The sequence below is a fragment of the Marinobacter sp. HL-58 genome (assembly GCF_001314605.1).
Taxonomy (GTDB): domain Bacteria; phylum Pseudomonadota; class Gammaproteobacteria; order Pseudomonadales; family Oleiphilaceae; genus Marinobacter.
The window spans coordinates 394,472-409,517 of sequence record NZ_LIHP01000001.1 but is presented as its reverse complement, the minus strand read 5'-3'; the positions used below and the strand labels follow the sequence as shown (position 1 = coordinate 409,517).

At 58.6% G+C, this 15,046-nt stretch carries 15 protein-coding genes and 1 tRNA gene; 6 read left to right on the top strand and 10 right to left on the bottom strand.

Going from position 1 to position 15,046, the window contains the following annotated elements; all coding sequences use genetic code 11:
- Positions 1-101 precede the first annotated feature (101 nt).
- Together HLUCCO03_RS01835 and HLUCCO03_RS01830 are read left to right on the top strand one after the other, a co-directional pair.
- Positions 102-1,493 carry a S41 family peptidase gene (locus HLUCCO03_RS01835; protein WP_027833152.1) on the top strand — a complete coding sequence of 464 codons (1,392 nt, stop codon included), beginning with the start codon at positions 102-104 and terminating at the stop codon, positions 1,491-1,493.
- A 35-nt stretch (positions 1,494-1,528) separates the two neighbouring features.
- Positions 1,529-2,320 carry a divergent polysaccharide deacetylase family protein gene (locus HLUCCO03_RS01830; RefSeq protein WP_292016601.1) on the top strand — a complete coding sequence of 264 codons (792 nt, stop codon included), beginning with the start codon at positions 1,529-1,531 and terminating at the stop codon, positions 2,318-2,320.
- A gap of 33 nt (positions 2,321-2,353) precedes the next feature.
- Here HLUCCO03_RS01830 and hisF read toward each other — a convergent pair whose 3' ends face one another.
- From hisF to HLUCCO03_RS01805, 5 genes are all read right to left on the bottom strand, one after another.
- The gene (gene hisF, locus HLUCCO03_RS01825) at positions 2,354-3,127 is read right to left on the bottom strand and encodes an imidazole glycerol phosphate synthase subunit HisF (protein WP_027833154.1); all 774 of its coding nucleotides are present in this window, start codon (positions 3,125-3,127) and stop codon (positions 2,354-2,356) included.
- 6 nt (positions 3,128-3,133) lie between these two features.
- The gene (gene hisA / locus HLUCCO03_RS01820) at positions 3,134-3,871 is read right to left on the bottom strand and encodes a 1-(5-phosphoribosyl)-5-[(5-phosphoribosylamino)methylideneamino]imidazole-4-carboxamide isomerase (RefSeq protein ID WP_027833155.1); all 738 of its coding nucleotides are present in this window, start codon (positions 3,869-3,871) and stop codon (positions 3,134-3,136) included.
- Entirely contained in the window at positions 3,865-4,506 is a 642-nt protein-coding gene (hisH, locus tag HLUCCO03_RS01815; protein WP_027833156.1) for an imidazole glycerol phosphate synthase subunit HisH, read from the bottom strand. Before hisH ends, hisA begins: the two co-directional genes overlap by 7 nt.
- Before the next feature lie 39 nt (positions 4,507-4,545).
- Positions 4,546-5,139, bottom strand: coding sequence for an imidazoleglycerol-phosphate dehydratase HisB (hisB, locus tag HLUCCO03_RS01810; RefSeq protein ID WP_007153401.1), 594 nt, complete (start codon positions 5,137-5,139; stop codon positions 4,546-4,548).
- 113 nt (positions 5,140-5,252) lie between these two features.
- Positions 5,253-5,714 (bottom strand): SRPBCC family protein, encoded by a 462-nt coding sequence (locus HLUCCO03_RS01805; RefSeq protein ID WP_027833157.1) that lies wholly within the window; start codon positions 5,712-5,714, stop codon positions 5,253-5,255.
- A 185-nt stretch (positions 5,715-5,899) separates the two neighbouring features.
- Here HLUCCO03_RS01805 and HLUCCO03_RS01800 point away from each other — a divergent pair, with 185 nt between their 5' ends.
- The 4 genes from HLUCCO03_RS01800 to HLUCCO03_RS01785 all read left to right on the top strand — a co-directional run bounded on the left by HLUCCO03_RS01800 (position 5,900) and on the right by HLUCCO03_RS01785 (position 9,684).
- Complete coding sequence (locus HLUCCO03_RS01800) at positions 5,900-8,083, top strand: AsmA family protein (protein ID WP_027833158.1); 2,184 nt, start codon at positions 5,900-5,902, stop codon at positions 8,081-8,083.
- Entirely contained in the window at positions 8,080-9,144 is a 1,065-nt protein-coding gene (gene mutY / locus HLUCCO03_RS01795; protein ID WP_027833159.1) for an A/G-specific adenine glycosylase, read from the top strand. Before HLUCCO03_RS01800 ends, mutY begins: the two co-directional genes overlap by 4 nt.
- Positions 9,145-9,227: 83 nt before the next feature.
- Entirely contained in the window at positions 9,228-9,500 is a 273-nt protein-coding gene (locus HLUCCO03_RS01790; protein ID WP_027833160.1) for an oxidative damage protection protein, read from the top strand.
- A gap of 108 nt (positions 9,501-9,608) precedes the next feature.
- Positions 9,609-9,684: transfer RNA gene (locus tag HLUCCO03_RS01785), tRNA-Phe, on the top strand.
- 67 nt (positions 9,685-9,751) lie between these two features.
- Here the strand turns inward: HLUCCO03_RS01785 and HLUCCO03_RS01780 are convergent.
- The 5 genes from HLUCCO03_RS01780 to HLUCCO03_RS01760 all read right to left on the bottom strand — a co-directional run bounded on the left by HLUCCO03_RS01780 (position 9,752) and on the right by HLUCCO03_RS01760 (position 14,999).
- Positions 9,752-10,192: a universal stress protein gene (locus HLUCCO03_RS01780; RefSeq protein ID WP_027833161.1), complete on the bottom strand. Its 441-nt coding sequence runs from the start codon at positions 10,190-10,192 to the stop codon at positions 9,752-9,754.
- Positions 10,193-10,347: 155 nt separating this feature from the next.
- Complete coding sequence (arcC, locus tag HLUCCO03_RS01775) at positions 10,348-11,253, bottom strand: carbamate kinase (RefSeq protein ID WP_027833162.1); 906 nt, start codon at positions 11,251-11,253, stop codon at positions 10,348-10,350.
- Positions 11,254-11,268: 15 nt separating this feature from the next.
- On the bottom strand, positions 11,269-12,270 hold the full coding sequence (locus tag HLUCCO03_RS01770; RefSeq protein WP_027833163.1) for an ornithine carbamoyltransferase: 1,002 nt from the start codon (positions 12,268-12,270) through the stop codon (positions 11,269-11,271).
- Positions 12,271-12,288: 18 nt separating this feature from the next.
- On the bottom strand, positions 12,289-13,518 hold the full coding sequence (locus tag HLUCCO03_RS01765; RefSeq protein WP_027833164.1) for an arginine deiminase: 1,230 nt from the start codon (positions 13,516-13,518) through the stop codon (positions 12,289-12,291).
- A 35-nt stretch (positions 13,519-13,553) separates the two neighbouring features.
- Positions 13,554-14,999: a YfcC family protein gene (locus HLUCCO03_RS01760; protein ID WP_027833165.1), complete on the bottom strand. Its 1,446-nt coding sequence runs from the start codon at positions 14,997-14,999 to the stop codon at positions 13,554-13,556.
- Between the last annotated feature and the right edge of the window lie 47 nt (positions 15,000-15,046).

Here is a 15,046-nt window from a genome sequence, read left to right as displayed (position 1 = left end):
GTTCGTGATACCCTAAAGGCTGACAAATCAGTCTGGTAACGCCATACTGTCCGGCAATACTCGGGAATCAACCAGCCATCGGAACAACACAGGATATGTGAATGAGACGGGTAAGACGTTTTAACCACGCCGCAACCATCAGCGCACTCGCCCTTGCCGCCTGCCTGACCGCCCTGCCCGGCCTGATTCACGCTCAGGAAACCGATGAAGAAACACGGCGCCTGCTTGAAGGCATCCAGCACGGCGAACAGGTTGAAATTGAACTTCCGGACCCGGAAGAGCAGTTACCCCTCGATGACCTGCGCAAGTTTGCCGAAGTCTTCGGGCGCATCAAGGACGCCTACGTGGAAGAAGTGGATGACCGCGAGCTTCTTGAGAGCGCCATCAAGGGCATGCTCTCGGAGCTTGACCCGCACTCCACCTACCTGGCACCGAAAGATTACGAGCAACTGGAGGAAAGCACCTCCGGTGAGTTCGGCGGCCTGGGTATTGAAGTGGGTATGGAAGACGGGTTTGTGAAGGTTATTTCCCCTATTGACGATACCCCCGCCCAGAAAGCCGGCGTGCAGGCAGGCGACCTGATCATCAAACTGGGGGACCAGCCGGTCAAGGGTATGTCACTGGAAGAAGCCGTCAAACTCATGCGCGGCAAACCCGGTACCGTGCTCACGCTCACCATTATGCGCGAAGGTGAATCCGCACCCATCGAGATCGATGTCGAGCGGGATGTCATCAAGGTCACCAGCATCAAATCACGCATCATCGAGAACGGGTATGGCTATGTACGGATCACCCAGTTCCAGGCGGATACCGGTTCCCAGTTCACCAAGGCCCTTGAGGACCTCGAATCAGAGCATGGCAGCGATCTGGACGGCCTGATCATTGATCTGCGCAACAATCCCGGCGGCATACTCCAGGCAGCCGTTGAATCGGCTGACGCCCTGCTTGATGAAGGTTTGATCGTCTATACCGAGGGACGCATCCAGAGTTCGCGCTTGCGCTTCAACGCCGAACCCGGTGACATGATGCCGGACACGCCCATTGTGGTGCTGATCAACGGCGGCTCCGCGTCGGCTTCGGAAATTCTGGCGGGCGCACTGCAGGATCACGAACGCGCGGTGGTCATGGGCACCCAGTCGTTCGGCAAGGGCAGCGTGCAAACGGTTATCCCGCTGGATGAGACCCATGCCATCAAAATGACCACTGCCCGTTACTACACACCTGATGGTCGCTCCATCCAGGCCAAGGGCATCAAACCGGACATCGAAGTGAAGCCGGCCGAACTCACTGAACTGGATGGACAGCCGTTCTTTACCGAAGCGGATCTCAGCGGTCACCTTGAAGGTCAGGATGAAAACCAGGAAGCCGCAGAAGAGAAAGCCGAAGGCACCCCTGCAAGCAGGGATTACCAGCTGCGCTCGGCGCTGAACCTTCTCAAGGGGCTGGGGATTCTGAACAAGCGTGACAAGCCGGAACAGGAAAGCGCGGATTGAAAGCACCAGCAACGCTGATTGCAGCCATCCTCGCGGTGGTATCGCCCGCCGGCTCCGGGGAAGAGCGGGGTGATTCGCACCAGGTGCCACCTACCATAGCCATCATCATTGATGACATGGGGCATAACCTGGCAGAGGGCAAAAGGCTGATAGCTCTGGACCAGCCCATCACCCTGGCGTTCCTGCCATACCGCCGGCACACCACTGAACTGGCGGAGCAGGCCCACCGGCAGCAGAAGGAAATCATGCTTCATGCTCCCATGGCCAATACCCGCAATATTGGCCTTGGGCCTGGCGGCCTTAGCCCGGGCATGGACAAGGACAGCATGGCAACAACGCTACGCCGTGCGCTTCAGTCCATTCCCCATGTTCGTGGTGTAAATAACCACATGGGCAGCCTGCTCACCCAGCAACTGGACGCCATGGACTGGGTAATGGCAGAGCTTGACCACTACCCGGTCTATTTCGTTGACAGCCGCACCATTGCTTCGTCCATTGCCGGCGACGTGGCCGCCGCCTACCGTATACCCACCCTCACCCGTGATGTGTTTCTTGACCATGAGCAGAGCGAGGAATATGTCGACAAGCAGTTCCGGCTGCTGATCAAGCGGGCAAAGGAAAATGGCAGCGCCGTCGGCATCGGCCATCCTCACACCGTAACCGTGGATTATCTGGAAAAGCGCTTGCCGGAGCTGGACGAGGAAGGCATAGCCATCGCCACCGTCAGTGGCGTGTGGGCCATGAGAAATGGTAATCGGCCGATGTTTGCGGAAGGAGAGAAACGGGCAATTCGCCCAGCATTGGCAAAACAAGGTAGGTCGGATTAGGCAAAGCCGTAATCCGACAAACCCACTCCCGGCCTAATCCCGAACTTCAATCCCCTGCGCCTTCATAAACGCCTTGGCCTCAGGAATCGTATGCTGCCCGAAATGGAAGATCGACGCCGCCAGCACCGCATCCGCCCGGCCTTCCGTGACACCATCCGCCAGATGCTGAAGTTCGCCAACCCCACCTGACGCAATGACCGGCACCGATACCGCATCGCTGATGGCGCGTGTGAGCCCCAGATCAAAACCCACCTTGGTGCCATCCCGGTCCATACTGGTCAGCAGCAGCTCGCCGGCACCCATGGCCGTCATCTTGCAGGCCCATTCCACGGCGTCCAGCCCCGTGGGCTTGCGGCCGCCGTGGGTGAAAATTTCCCAGCGCGGCTCTTCCCCTTCAGCACTGACCCGCTTGGCATCAATGGCCACGACAATGCACTGGCTGCCAAAGCGGTCGGCGGCCTCGCGGACAAATTCCGGATTGAAGACTGCAGCGGTGTTGATGGATACCTTGTCGGCACCGGCGTTCAGCAGCTTGCGGATGTCTTCCACGGTGCGCACACCCCCGCCCACGGTGAGCGGGATAAATACTTCGGCGGCCATGCGCTCGACGGTTTCGTAGGTGGTATCACGGCTTTCGTGGCTGGCAGTAATGTCCAGGAAGGTGATTTCGTCGGCACCCTGCTCGTTATACTTGCGGGCCACTTCCACCGGATCGCCGGCATCGCGGATGTCGACGAAGTTGACGCCTTTTACCACGCGGCCCTTGTCCACATCGAGGCAGGGAATAATGCGCTTTGCCAGTGCCATATCGTCTTACCCCTTCAGGCTGTCACAGAAGGCCTGGGCTTCGGCCACATCCAGCGTGCCTTCGTAGATGGCCCGGCCGGTGATGGCGCCCAGTATGCCCTTGTCGGCAACGGTTGCCAGGCGCTTGAGGTCGTCCATGTTGGTCACGCCGCCGGAGGCAATCACGGGTATGCCGCCTTCTTCCGCCAGTGCAGCAGTGGCTTCAACGTTCACACCCTGCATCATGCCGTCGCGGCTGATATCGGTGTAGACGATGGCTTCGACGCCGTCGTTGGCAAAGCGCCTGGCCAGGTCGGTGGCCATGACTTCGGAAACTTCGGCCCAGCCGTCGGTGGCAACGCGGCCGTCTTTGGCGTCGAGGCCGACGATAATGTGGCCAGGGAACTGTTTGCACATTTCGGTGACGAATTCCGGCTCCTTGACGGCTTTGGTACCGATAATCACCCACTGTACGCCGGCTTTGAGGTAGGCCTCGATGGTTTCGGCGGAGCGGATGCCGCCACCGATCTGGATGGGCAGGTTCGGGTACTTGCGGGCGATGGCCTGGACAATTTCGCCGTTGACGGGTTCGCCGGCGAAGGCGCCATTCAGGTCCACCAGGTGGAGGCGACGGGCGCCAGCGTCTACCCAGCGGGTTGCCATATCAACAGGGTCGTCACCGAATACGGTGGAGTCGTCCATGCGGCCCTGGCGCAGTCTTACGCACTTGCCGTCTTTGAGGTCTATTGCCGGGATGATCAGCATTTTCCGGTCCAGTTGGTAAAGTTTTTCAGTAACTGCAGCCCTGCCCTGGCACTTTTTTCAGGGTGGAACTGCACCGCAAAGATGTTGTCTCTGGCCACCGCCGCCGCCAGGTCGACACCGTAGTGGGTGCGGCCGGCGATATCGGGGTTGCCGGCTGCTTCGGCGTAGTAACTGTGCACGAAATAGAAGCGGTCGCCGTCGGGGATGTCGTGCCACAGAGGGTGGTCCATGGTCTGGTGGACTTCGTTCCAGCCCATGTGGGGCACTTTCAGGCGTTCGCCGTTTTCCGTGAGGTTGTCGCCGAAGAAGCGGACTTCCGACTCGAACAGGCCGATGCAGTCCACCCAGCCGTTTTCTTCGCTGCGGGACATCAGGGCCTGCATGCCAACGCAGATGCCCAGCAGCGGCCGGTCGGCGGAGACTTCCTTCACCAGGTCGTCGATGCCCAGGCGGCGGATTTCTGCCATGCAGTCGCGGATGGCGCCGACGCCGGGAAGTATCACCCGGTCTGCGCTGCGGATCTGGTCGGCGTTGTCGGTGACCAGCACGCGGTTGTCCGGCGCTACGTGTTCGACAGCCTTGCTGACGGAATGAAGGTTACCCATGCCGTAGTCGATGATGGCAACGGTTTTCATGTGAAGAGAGACTTCCTGGATCGTGGTTTTCGGGATCGCTTACAGCGACCCCTTGGTGGACGGAGTTATGCCTGCCATGCGTTCGTCCATTTCAATAGCCATGCGCAGGGCGCGGCCGAAGGCCTTGAACACGGTTTCGATCTGGTGGTGGGTGTTCTTGCCCTTCAGGTTGTCGATGTGCAGGGTGACCATGGAGTGGTTCACAAAGCCATGGAAGAATTCCTCGAACAGGTCCACGTCGAAACCACCCACGGCACCGCGTGTGTAAGGCACATCCATCATCAGGCCGGGGCGGCCGGACAGGTCGATGACCACGCGGGAAAGGGCTTCGTCCAGCGGCACGTAGGCATGGCCGTAACGGCGGATGCCTTTTTTGTCACCCACGGCCTGCTTGAAGGCCTGGCCCAGGGTGATGCCGATGTCTTCCACGGTGTGGTGGTCGTCGATGTGCAGGTCGCCTTTCGACACGATGTTCAGGTCCACCAGCCCGTGGCGGGCGATCTGGTCCATCATGTGTTCCAGGAAAGGCACACCGGTGTCGAAGCTCGATTTGCCGGTGCCATCGAGGTCGATCTCGACGGTGATCTGTGTTTCCAGGGTATTTCTTTCTACCCGAGCCTTGCGTTCGGCCATGGGGGCTCCCAAGTCATCAATCGGCAGATGCCGGAAAAGTGTCTGCGCGTATTATACCTTTTATGCTTCCCTGCGTCCCGCAATGGGCTTTATGGCGATGATAGCCGCAACCATCAGAAGGCTTTCTTCAGGTTGTTCATGTAGGTATCCACCAGGCTGTTGAACTCGTGCTTGATCACGGGGCTGATCGCCAGCTTCAGCAGGCTGGGCAGTGGCACGGTCAGCTCGGCGCTGGTCTGGAATTTCACCGAGGTGGTGTTGTCGTCTTTTGCCTTGAGGGTCCAGGAGCCTTTCACAACGCCATTACCCTCACCTTTCACCGGCTCCCATGTGATCTTGCCGTTGTCTTTGTCGGCGTAATACTTACAGGCGTAAATGGACTGGATGGCATGCTTGTCCACGCCGACCTTTTCCATTTCCCAGCGGTAGGTGTTGTCGCCCAGGTCCACCAGGTTCTGCACCTTGGGGAAATGGCTTGCCGAGGCAGGAACATCCGCCAGCAGGTCAAAAACCTTGTCATATCCGGCCGGCATATCCAGCTCACGGTTCAGCTCGATTGAGACAGTTATAGCCACTGCTTGCTCCTTTTTATCTTTGTAAGACGCGCTTTACATTGTTGTGTAGAAATAAGGGGCCTATTTTGGCTGATCACTACCGTATTGTCATACATCCAGGCTTTTATTTTGTTACCCCTGGGTTATGCTTGGGCTAGTCATCTGCCCAGTAACCGGACACGAACTAACGGAAGGACGCCAGAATCATGAAAGCTGTTCGCTATGTGGCATACGCCATTGTCGGCCTTGTTATCCTTGCCATTGCAGCAGTGGCAATCGCCATCGCCGTCATCGATCCCAACACCTACAAGCCGCAGATAGAAAAGGTGGTAGAGGACAGCACCAATCTTGATCTGATTCTTTCCGGCGATATCGGCTGGTCGTTTATTCCGCTGGGGCTGGAACTTAACGATGTTGAGGCAACCCTTGAGGATGAGCGCCTGGTAAAGCTTGATCAGCTCGTCGCTCAGGTCAGCTTCTGGTCACTGGTGACCATGTCGCCACAGGTGGAAACCTTCCTGCTCAGTGGCCTTGATGCCCGCCTCTCGGTCGATGAAAACGGCTCTGGTAACTGGACGCGAATCATGCCAGAGGGCGAACCGGCTGAAGAAGAGGAAGCGCAACCTTCTGAGGAGGCGGCTGCCGACAGCGAAGGCGATCAGGAGCCACTGAATTTCAATGTTGAAAACGTTGAAATCAGTAATGCGCAAGTGCATTACGAAGACAAAACCACTGGCCAGTCCGTGACACTTGAAGACTTCACCGTAACGGCCAGCGAAATTACCCTTGGTTCCAGCTTCCCTCTGAACATTGGCTTCCGCTTCGCCACCAACCAGCCTGAATTTGAGGTGGTTGGCGACATCAGTGCCCGCCTTGCCGCCAACGAAGACCTGAACGAGTTTGGCGTATCGGGCCTCGAAGCCATCTTTGATATGAGCGGTGAGCCACTTGGCGGCGAATCCGTTCGGGCCGAACTTGCCGGCTCACTGGAAGCCAACCTTGAGAATGAGACCGCAACCCTGAGCGGTTTTACCGCCAGCCTGGCTGATCTGACCATGAATACCGACCTGTCTGTTAACGGCTTTGGTGACAAGCCACAGCTTGAGGGCAGCCTGAGCATTGACGAGTTCTCCCTGAAATCCCTGCTTGATGCCCTTGGTCAGCCTGCCATTGAAACCGAAGACCCGGATGTGATGAAGGCCATCGCCTTCTCCACCAATATCGGCGGCCCTGCCGGCACCGTAGAGCTGAGCGACCTCACCTTCAGCCTGGACGACACCACCTTCCAGGGTGGCGCCAGCTATGGCCTCGCCAACAGTGCCATCGGCCTTGATCTGCAGGGCGATGCCATTAATGCAGACCGCTATCTGCCACCTGCCAGCGATGAAGATGAAGAAGCCGCAGAGGAGGAGGCTCCGCAGGGGGGCGGCTCCGCGGAAGAAGGCGACCTGCTGCCGCTGGAAACGCTCCGTTCACTGGCACTGGACATCAACCTCGGGCTGGGTGAGCTGATCGTGAGCAATCTCACTATCAATGAGATCAAGTCCGTGATTACGGCCCGCGACGGTGTACTGAAAGTTGAAGACTTCAGCGGCAAGCTTTACGACGGCTCGTTTGCGGCCAATGCCACCCTGGATGCCCGCTCAGACAACCCGAAATGGACCATCACCAAGGACATCAGTAATGTTCAGACACTGCCACTGCTGACAGATCTGGCCGAGGTGGACATGCTTTCCGGTGGCGCCAACATGTCGGTGAACGTCGAGACCACCGGCAACCGCATCTCTGCCCTGCGCAGTAACGCCGATGGCGAGATCAGTTTCAATCTGGCGGAGGGTGAGTTCACCCGGATGAATCTGACCCGCATGGCCTGCCAGGGTATTGCCATGGTCAACCAGGAAAGCCTGAGCACGTCGGACTGGGGCACCAGTACACCGTTCAATGACATGAAAGGCACGTTCAAGATCGATGGCAACACCCTGAACAACACCGATCTGGTGGCGGCCCTTGCGGGCATGAGACTGGAAGGCGACGGCACCGTGGACCTGGCAGCCTCCGACCTGGATTATGAAATCGGCTTACGTGTCGTTGGCGAGATTCACCGTGATGAAGCCTGCCGGGTAACCGAGTACGTGGAAGATGTGGTCATCCCTGTAGAGTGCCGTGGCGATTTTGCCGAGGACCCGGCTGGCCTGTGTTCCTTCGACGGCTCCCGTTTCCGCGACACCCTCAAGACCATCGCGGCAAATGCGGCCCGCAAGAAAGTAGATGAAGAAACCGACCGGGCAAAAGAGAAGGCCGAAGAAAAGGCACGCGAGGAGATCGACAAACGCCTGGGTGAAGACGGTGACAAAATCAAAGACGCAGTCAAAGGCCTGTTTGGCAGATGAGCGACGGTTTCGCCCGCAAGCTACTGAATTGGTATGACCGCTACGGCAGGCACGACCTGCCGTGGCACCATGACCGCAACCCCTACCGCGTGTGGGTTTCGGAGATCATGCTGCAGCAGACCCAGGTCACAACTGTTATCCCCTATTTCCAGGCCTTCATGGAACGTTTCCCGGATGTGAAAGCCCTGGCTGAAGCGCCAGTGGACGACGTGCTCAGCCACTGGTCCGGCCTGGGCTATTACGCCCGCGCCCGTAACCTGCAGAAAGCCGCCCGACAGGTTGTTGAACTCCATGGCGGGGAATTTCCCGCAGACCAGGAACAACTGGAAGCCCTGCCGGGGATCGGCCGCTCCACTGCCGCAGCCATTCTCGCCCAGGCCTACCAGCAACGGGCCGCCATACTGGATGGCAATGTAAAACGGGTACTGGCCCGCTACCACGCCATCCCCGGCTGGCCCGGCCAAACCAGTGTACTGAACCAACTCTGGAAACGCGCTGAAGAGCACACGCCCCACGAGCGCATCCGCGACTACACCCAGGCCATCATGGACCTCGGAGCCATGGTCTGCAGCCGCAGCCGGCCGGCCTGCGAAAATTGTCCGCTGCAGACAGGATGCGAAGCCTACGCCAGGGGTGAAACCAGCCTCTACCCCGGGTCAAAGCCCAGGAAGGCAAAGCCGGAAAAAACCACCTGGATGGTGATACTGGAAGACCATCACGGGCGCATCCTGCTCGAGCGCAGGCCACCCTCCGGCATCTGGGGCGGGCTCTGGAGCCTGCCGGAACTGGACCCGACCTACGGCCCGGAGGAACTGCCAGAAGCCTGCGAACAGGCCTTCGGCTTCAACTGCAGTGAACCGCAGCTCAACAGCAGCTTCCGCCACACCTTCAGCCACTACCACCTGCACATCCAGCCCGCGCGGCTGACAGTAACCAGCCCCTCCGGGGTCTGTGATAACGAAAACCGGCGCTGGATCCACCGGGACGAAGCCCTCACCCTGGGCCTGCCCGCTCCGATTCGAACCCTGCTGACCTCACCGGAACAGACCATCCTGATCTGAACTGGCATCCGTCAATGCGCCTGCCCGATGATCTGTTATCATCCCTGCAGATTCCGCAAGACCATCTCCAAACAGGAGCAGACATGAGCCGCACCGTATTCTGTCGCAAATACCAGGAAGAACTCGAAGGGCTGGACTTCCCGCCCATGCCCGGCAAAAAAGGTGAAGACATCTACGAGAACATCAGCAAGAAAGCATGGGAAGAATGGCAGGCCCAGCAGACCATGCTGATCAACGAAAAGCACCTGAGCCTGATGGACCCGAACACCCGCAAGTACCTGCAGGCACAGATGGAACGCTTTTTTAACAACGAGCCTTTCGACAAGGCCGAAGGGTATGTGCCACCGGAGAATTAAGCCCACCCAACCTGCGGAAGCGCCTGTTAAAATTTTCCCGGAACAGCCTTGACTCAGGCAACCTAAACCGGTTTAATAGCGCCCCGTTGCACAGCAGTACCGCAACGCGCCCGGATAGCTCAGTTGGTAGAGCAGGGGATTGAAAATCCCCGTGTCGGTGGTTCGATTCCGCCTCCGGGCACCATCATATTCAACAACAAAGCCCGCTAATCAGCGGGCTTTGTTGTTTCTGCCACTCATCAAAAGCGATGTTATTCGCTCACAACGGTAACCGGCCCGGTAGCGTGCCTGACAACCTTTTCGCTGATACTGCCAAGGGTAAGGCTTCGCACCATTGAATGGCCGCGTCTTCCCAGATACAAGTGGGAGCCCGGGTGCTCTTCAAGATATTCGATGATTTCCTTGGCAGGGTCACCTTTGAGAAGGATTTCTTCAGAAGGCTCGGCTATGCCACTCACAGTTTCCTTTGCGGCATCGAATATTTTGCGGCCGTACTCTTCGGCCTCTTTTTCAAGTTCAGTCGGCCACACCCCGCTGACAACCAGTTTCTCTAACCTGGTACCCGGAAAGACGGCTAACAGTTTGAGTGGCTTGCCCGTCACTTTGGCCATGTTGGCGGCCATTTTTGCGGCATGTAATGAATGATCCGAACCGTCACAAGCGACCACGATGTTTGAATTACCTTTCGCCATGATGCTTTCTCCGTTTGAATTGGTTGCATTACCAACGTATCACTGACGCAGACCCCGGCCCGTTGACTCAGGTCAATACCACCGGACGAGCCTACAAAAACTGAAGACTCCGACATAAACCATAGCACATGCATGCAATGACCTACGGAGCTCCACTATCCGACAACACAAGTGCCCGCCCTGCGCTCAAGAATGGCCAGCGCGTCTTCCAGCCTGCCAATACCACTGAGGCCTCCACTTTCCGCGAAGCTGCTTGCCGCCGACAATTTCGGCCCCATGGAGCCGGCGGGCAGATCCAGTTTCCCGGCATCGGCCACAGTCAGCTCCGGGATTGGTGAAGCGGTGTCTTTGCCAAAGTCACGGTAGATGGCATCTACATCGGTCAGCAGCAGCAATGCATCCGCACCCAGTTGACGGGCCAGGAGCGCACTGGCGGCATCCTTGTCGATGACAGCCTCCACGCCAATCATGCTGCCGTCGTCCCGCCGCAGAACGGGGATACCGCCACCTCCGGCGCAGATCACGACAACGCCCTGCTCCAGCAGCAACTGCAGCACCCGCATATCGGGAATCTCCAGGGGCTTCGGCGAGGGCACTACCCGCCGCCACTTGTCACCGTCCTGTGCAATCTGCCAGCCGGCCGCTTCCGCTTTGGTCTCGGCTTCTTCCCGGTCGTACACCGGCCCGACAAATTTCGTGGGATGGCGAAAGGCCGGATCGTCCTGGTCCACCAGTACCTGGGTGAGCAGGGTTGCCACGGGCCGGTCATGGCCCAGGGCATTTTCCAGTTCCTGTTCGATGATGTAGCCGATCATGCCCTCGGTTTCGGCACCGAGCACATCCAGAGGGTAGGCCTCTTCCGGTTTGTAGGCAGCGCCCTGCAGGGCCAGCAGACCTACCTGGGGGCCGTTGCCGTGGGTGATAACCAGTTGGTGACCGGCCCGGACAATCTCTGCCAGGGATTCAGCGGCAATTTTCACATTGGTGCGCTGGGCCTGGGCCGTCAGGGGCTCTCCACGCCGCAACAGGGCATTACCTCCAAGGGCTGCTACCACAAGCATGTCAGACTCCTCCTGTCAGGCTCCCAGCGTGGCGACGAGCACCGCCTTGATGGTGTGCATCCTGTTTTCCGCCTGATCAAACACAATGGAGGCCGGGCTTTCGAAGACGTCGTCGGTCACTTCCATGGCGTCGATGCCGAACTCTGCCTGCATCTCCTTGCCAACTGTCGTTTCGGTGTTGTGAAACGCCGGCAGGCAGTGCATGAATTTCACCCGGGGGTTGCCGGTTTTCTCCATCAGGGCGGCGTTAACCTGGTAGGGCTGCAACAGCTTGATGCGTTCCGCCCACTTCTCCCTGGGTTCGCCCATGGACACCCACACGTCGGTATAGACAAAATCCACACCTGCAACGGCAGCGTCGATATCGTCAGTGATCATGATTCGTGCGCCGGTTTCATCGGCAATGGCCTGAGCTTCCTTCTGAATCGCCTCGCTGGGCCAGCAGGCCTCCGGGGCGCACAGCCGCACATCCATACCCATCTTGGCGCCACCTATCAGCAGGCTGTCCCCCATGTTATTGGCGGCATCGCCGATGAAGACATAGGCCACGTCCCGCAGGGGCTTCTCGATATTTTCCTGCATGGTCAGAAAGTCAGCCAGGATCTGGGTAGGGTGAAACTCATTGGTCAAGCCATTGTAGACGGGCACCCCGGCGTACTGCGCCAGCTCTTCCACAACGGCCTGGCCGAAGCCCCGATACTCGATGGCGTCATACACACGGCCCAGCACGCGGGCGGTATCCTTCACCGATTCCTTGTGGCCGATATGGGTGCCCGTCGGCCCCAGGTAGGTGACCCTGGCACCCTGGTCAAAGGCCGCCACTTCAAACCCCACCCGGGTGCGGGTGGAGTTCTTTTCGAAAATCAGCGCGATGTCCTTGCCCTGTAACCGCGGCACTTCCGTGCCGGCATACTTTGCAGTTTTCAGGTCGGCGGATAACTTGAGCAGAAAGCCGATCTCCCGGGGCGAAAAGTCCCGCAGGGTCAGAAAATGCCGGTTCCTGAGATTGAAAGCCATAATGTTGCTCCTTCCTTGTCAGATGGCGTCGCGAATGGTCGGGCAGCTCATGCAGCGTCCACCGCCCCTTCCCCGGCCAAGCTCTGCGCCGGGTATGGCCAGCACCTCAATGCCGGCTGCATCCAGAGCCGCGTTGGTGTCATCATTGCGGTCGTAACCAATTACCACGCCCGGGCTCAGTGCCAGCACGTTGTTGCCATCGTTCCACTGCTCACGCTCCCGTTCAGCGGGGGTGTCGCCGCCGGTTGGAACCACTTCCAGTGAGGCATAGCCCAGCACATCCGCCACCACATCAAACAGGGGCCGCGGGTCCTGGTGAAACGCCAGGTGTTTGCTGCCCTTGCCCGGTCGCAGGTCGTAACAGACCATTTCGTCGGCCACCTCCTTGAAGGTGGTCACCACATTGCCGCCGCAGAATGTAAAGACCGTATCCAGGTGCATGGCGGAACGGGTCTTCGGGATCTGGCAGGCGATTACCCGGTCAGCAGTGCCGCTGTCGAAAAGGGCCCTGGCCAGTTGTCCGATCGCCTGGGGGGAGGAGCGCTCGCCCATGCCCACCAGCAACGCGCCATTGCCGACCGGCATGATGTCTCCACCTTCGAGGGTGGCCAGGGCATGATCCCTGAGAGGATCGCCCCAATGCACGTTGACCTTGCCGGCGAATATCGGGTGGAACCGGTAGATCGCGCTCATCAGCAGGGTTTCCGGTTTGCGCGCCGCCCAGTACATGGGGTTCAGGGTGACTCCGCCGTAGATCCAGGCGCTGTTATCCCTGGTGAACAGGAAGTTCGGCAGTGGTGGCAGCACGAACCCGTGGGGCCCCAGGTGGTTGCCAAACAGCCCGGAAGGATCAAATGGCAGGTCACTTACCTCCAGGCCACCAATCAGGAACTCCGCCAGAGTCTGGCCCGGCAGCTCATCCATCCAGGCACGAAGGTCGGAGACCATGCCCACCCCGATGTGGTTCCAGGTGATGCGGTTGTCCAGAATCCAGGCCCTCGCCTCCGGGATATCCAGGGTGTCCGCCAGCAGTTCGTTGACATCCAGTACATCCACGCCCCGGTCGCGCATCAGCCCGGCGAATACATCGTGGTCTTTCTGGGCCTGCTTGACCCAGAAAACATCATCAAACAGCAGTGCATCGCAGTTGGAGGGTGTCAGCCGCCGATGGGCAAGCCCCGGGCGGCAGACGATGACCTGCCGCAGGGTTCCGGTCTCGGAATGAACACCAAGAGTGTGCTCGGCCATGTCGCATGCTCCTTTGCCTTGAGTTTCGGAAAGAGTTACAGGAACGCACCGATGCTGATCACCACAGTAATAAACACGGTAAGAATCAATAACAGGGGCCAGATAAAGGCCAGCCAGCGGTCGTAAGAGACACGGCCGATGGCAAGGCCGCCAACCACCACGGCGAAGGTGGGGTTAATCAGGTTTACCAGCCCGTTCGCTGACTGGAACGCCGTAACCACCAGATCACGCCCCACGTTGGCAAAGTCCGCCAGCGGAGCAAGGATTGGCATTGACAGCACTGCCAGGCCCGATGACGAAGGCACGAAGAAACTCATGCCCACTTCTATCCAGAACATCAGGTTGATAAAGGCCAGTTCCGGCAAACCACCGAGAGTGGTCTCGGCACTATGCAGGATGGTATCGGCAATCATGCCCTGCTCCATGATCACCACAATGCCACGGGCCAGGCCGACTACCAGGGCCACGCCGAGCAGGTCACGGGCGCCATCCACAAAACTGCTGGTCAGCTTTTTCTCACCCAGGCGGGCAATGATGCCAATCACGATGGCGGAGCCAAAGAAAAGCGCCCCCATCCTGGCCATCCACCAGCCCTGGGAGGATACACCCCAGATCATCACGATGAAGGTAAGCGCGAAGATGATCAGGGCAATTTTCTGGGTGCCTGTCAGCGCGAAATCTTCCAGCTCATCATGACCCTTGAGGAAAAGCTTGCGATGCGCATCCCTCTGCCTGGCAACCACTGAGCAGGACGGATCCGCCTTGACCCGGTGGGCATAGCGCATAACATAGGCTGCACAGATAATGAGACCACCTACAAGAAGCACAAACCGCAGCACAATGCCGTCAGTAAAGGGGATTTCAGCGGCGTTGGAGGCAATGACGGTTGCAAAGGGGTTGATAGTCGACCCCAGTACACCGATACCGGCACCCACAAGAATGATGGCGACACCGGTAACCGCGTCATACCCGGCCGAAATGATCACCGGAATCAGGATGGCATAGAAAGCCAGGGTCTCCTCTGCCATGCCGTAGGTCGTACCCCCAAGTGCAAATAACGTCATGAGGATTGGAATCATCCATATCTCACGCCCTTCCAGCCGGTGCATGGCGCTGCGAATGCCCGTGTCGATGGCGCCGGTGGCGTTCATCACGCCCAGGAACCCGCCGAGAAAAAGGATGAAAAGGGCCACGTCAATGGCGTTGGCCGCGTAACTGTCCGGGTCATAGAAGCCCGCCGTGGGGGCCAGCATCACATCAACAAAACCCTGGGGGTTGGGGTCGACGGTTTCATAGGTGCCGGGTACCGCTACTTCACGCCCGACTTCTTCGTTCATTGACCGTTCATACTGCCCTGCCGGAATAATCCAGGTCAGCGCTGCCACCAGAATGATAAGCAGGAACAGGATGGTGTAAGCTGTGGGAAATCGCGTTGCCAGGTCTTCCTCGGGATTTTGGGAGGGTGTTTTTTCATCAGTCACGTGGCGTCTCCTTTGCACAGTGGCTTGCTGATGGCACAGTCCATCTT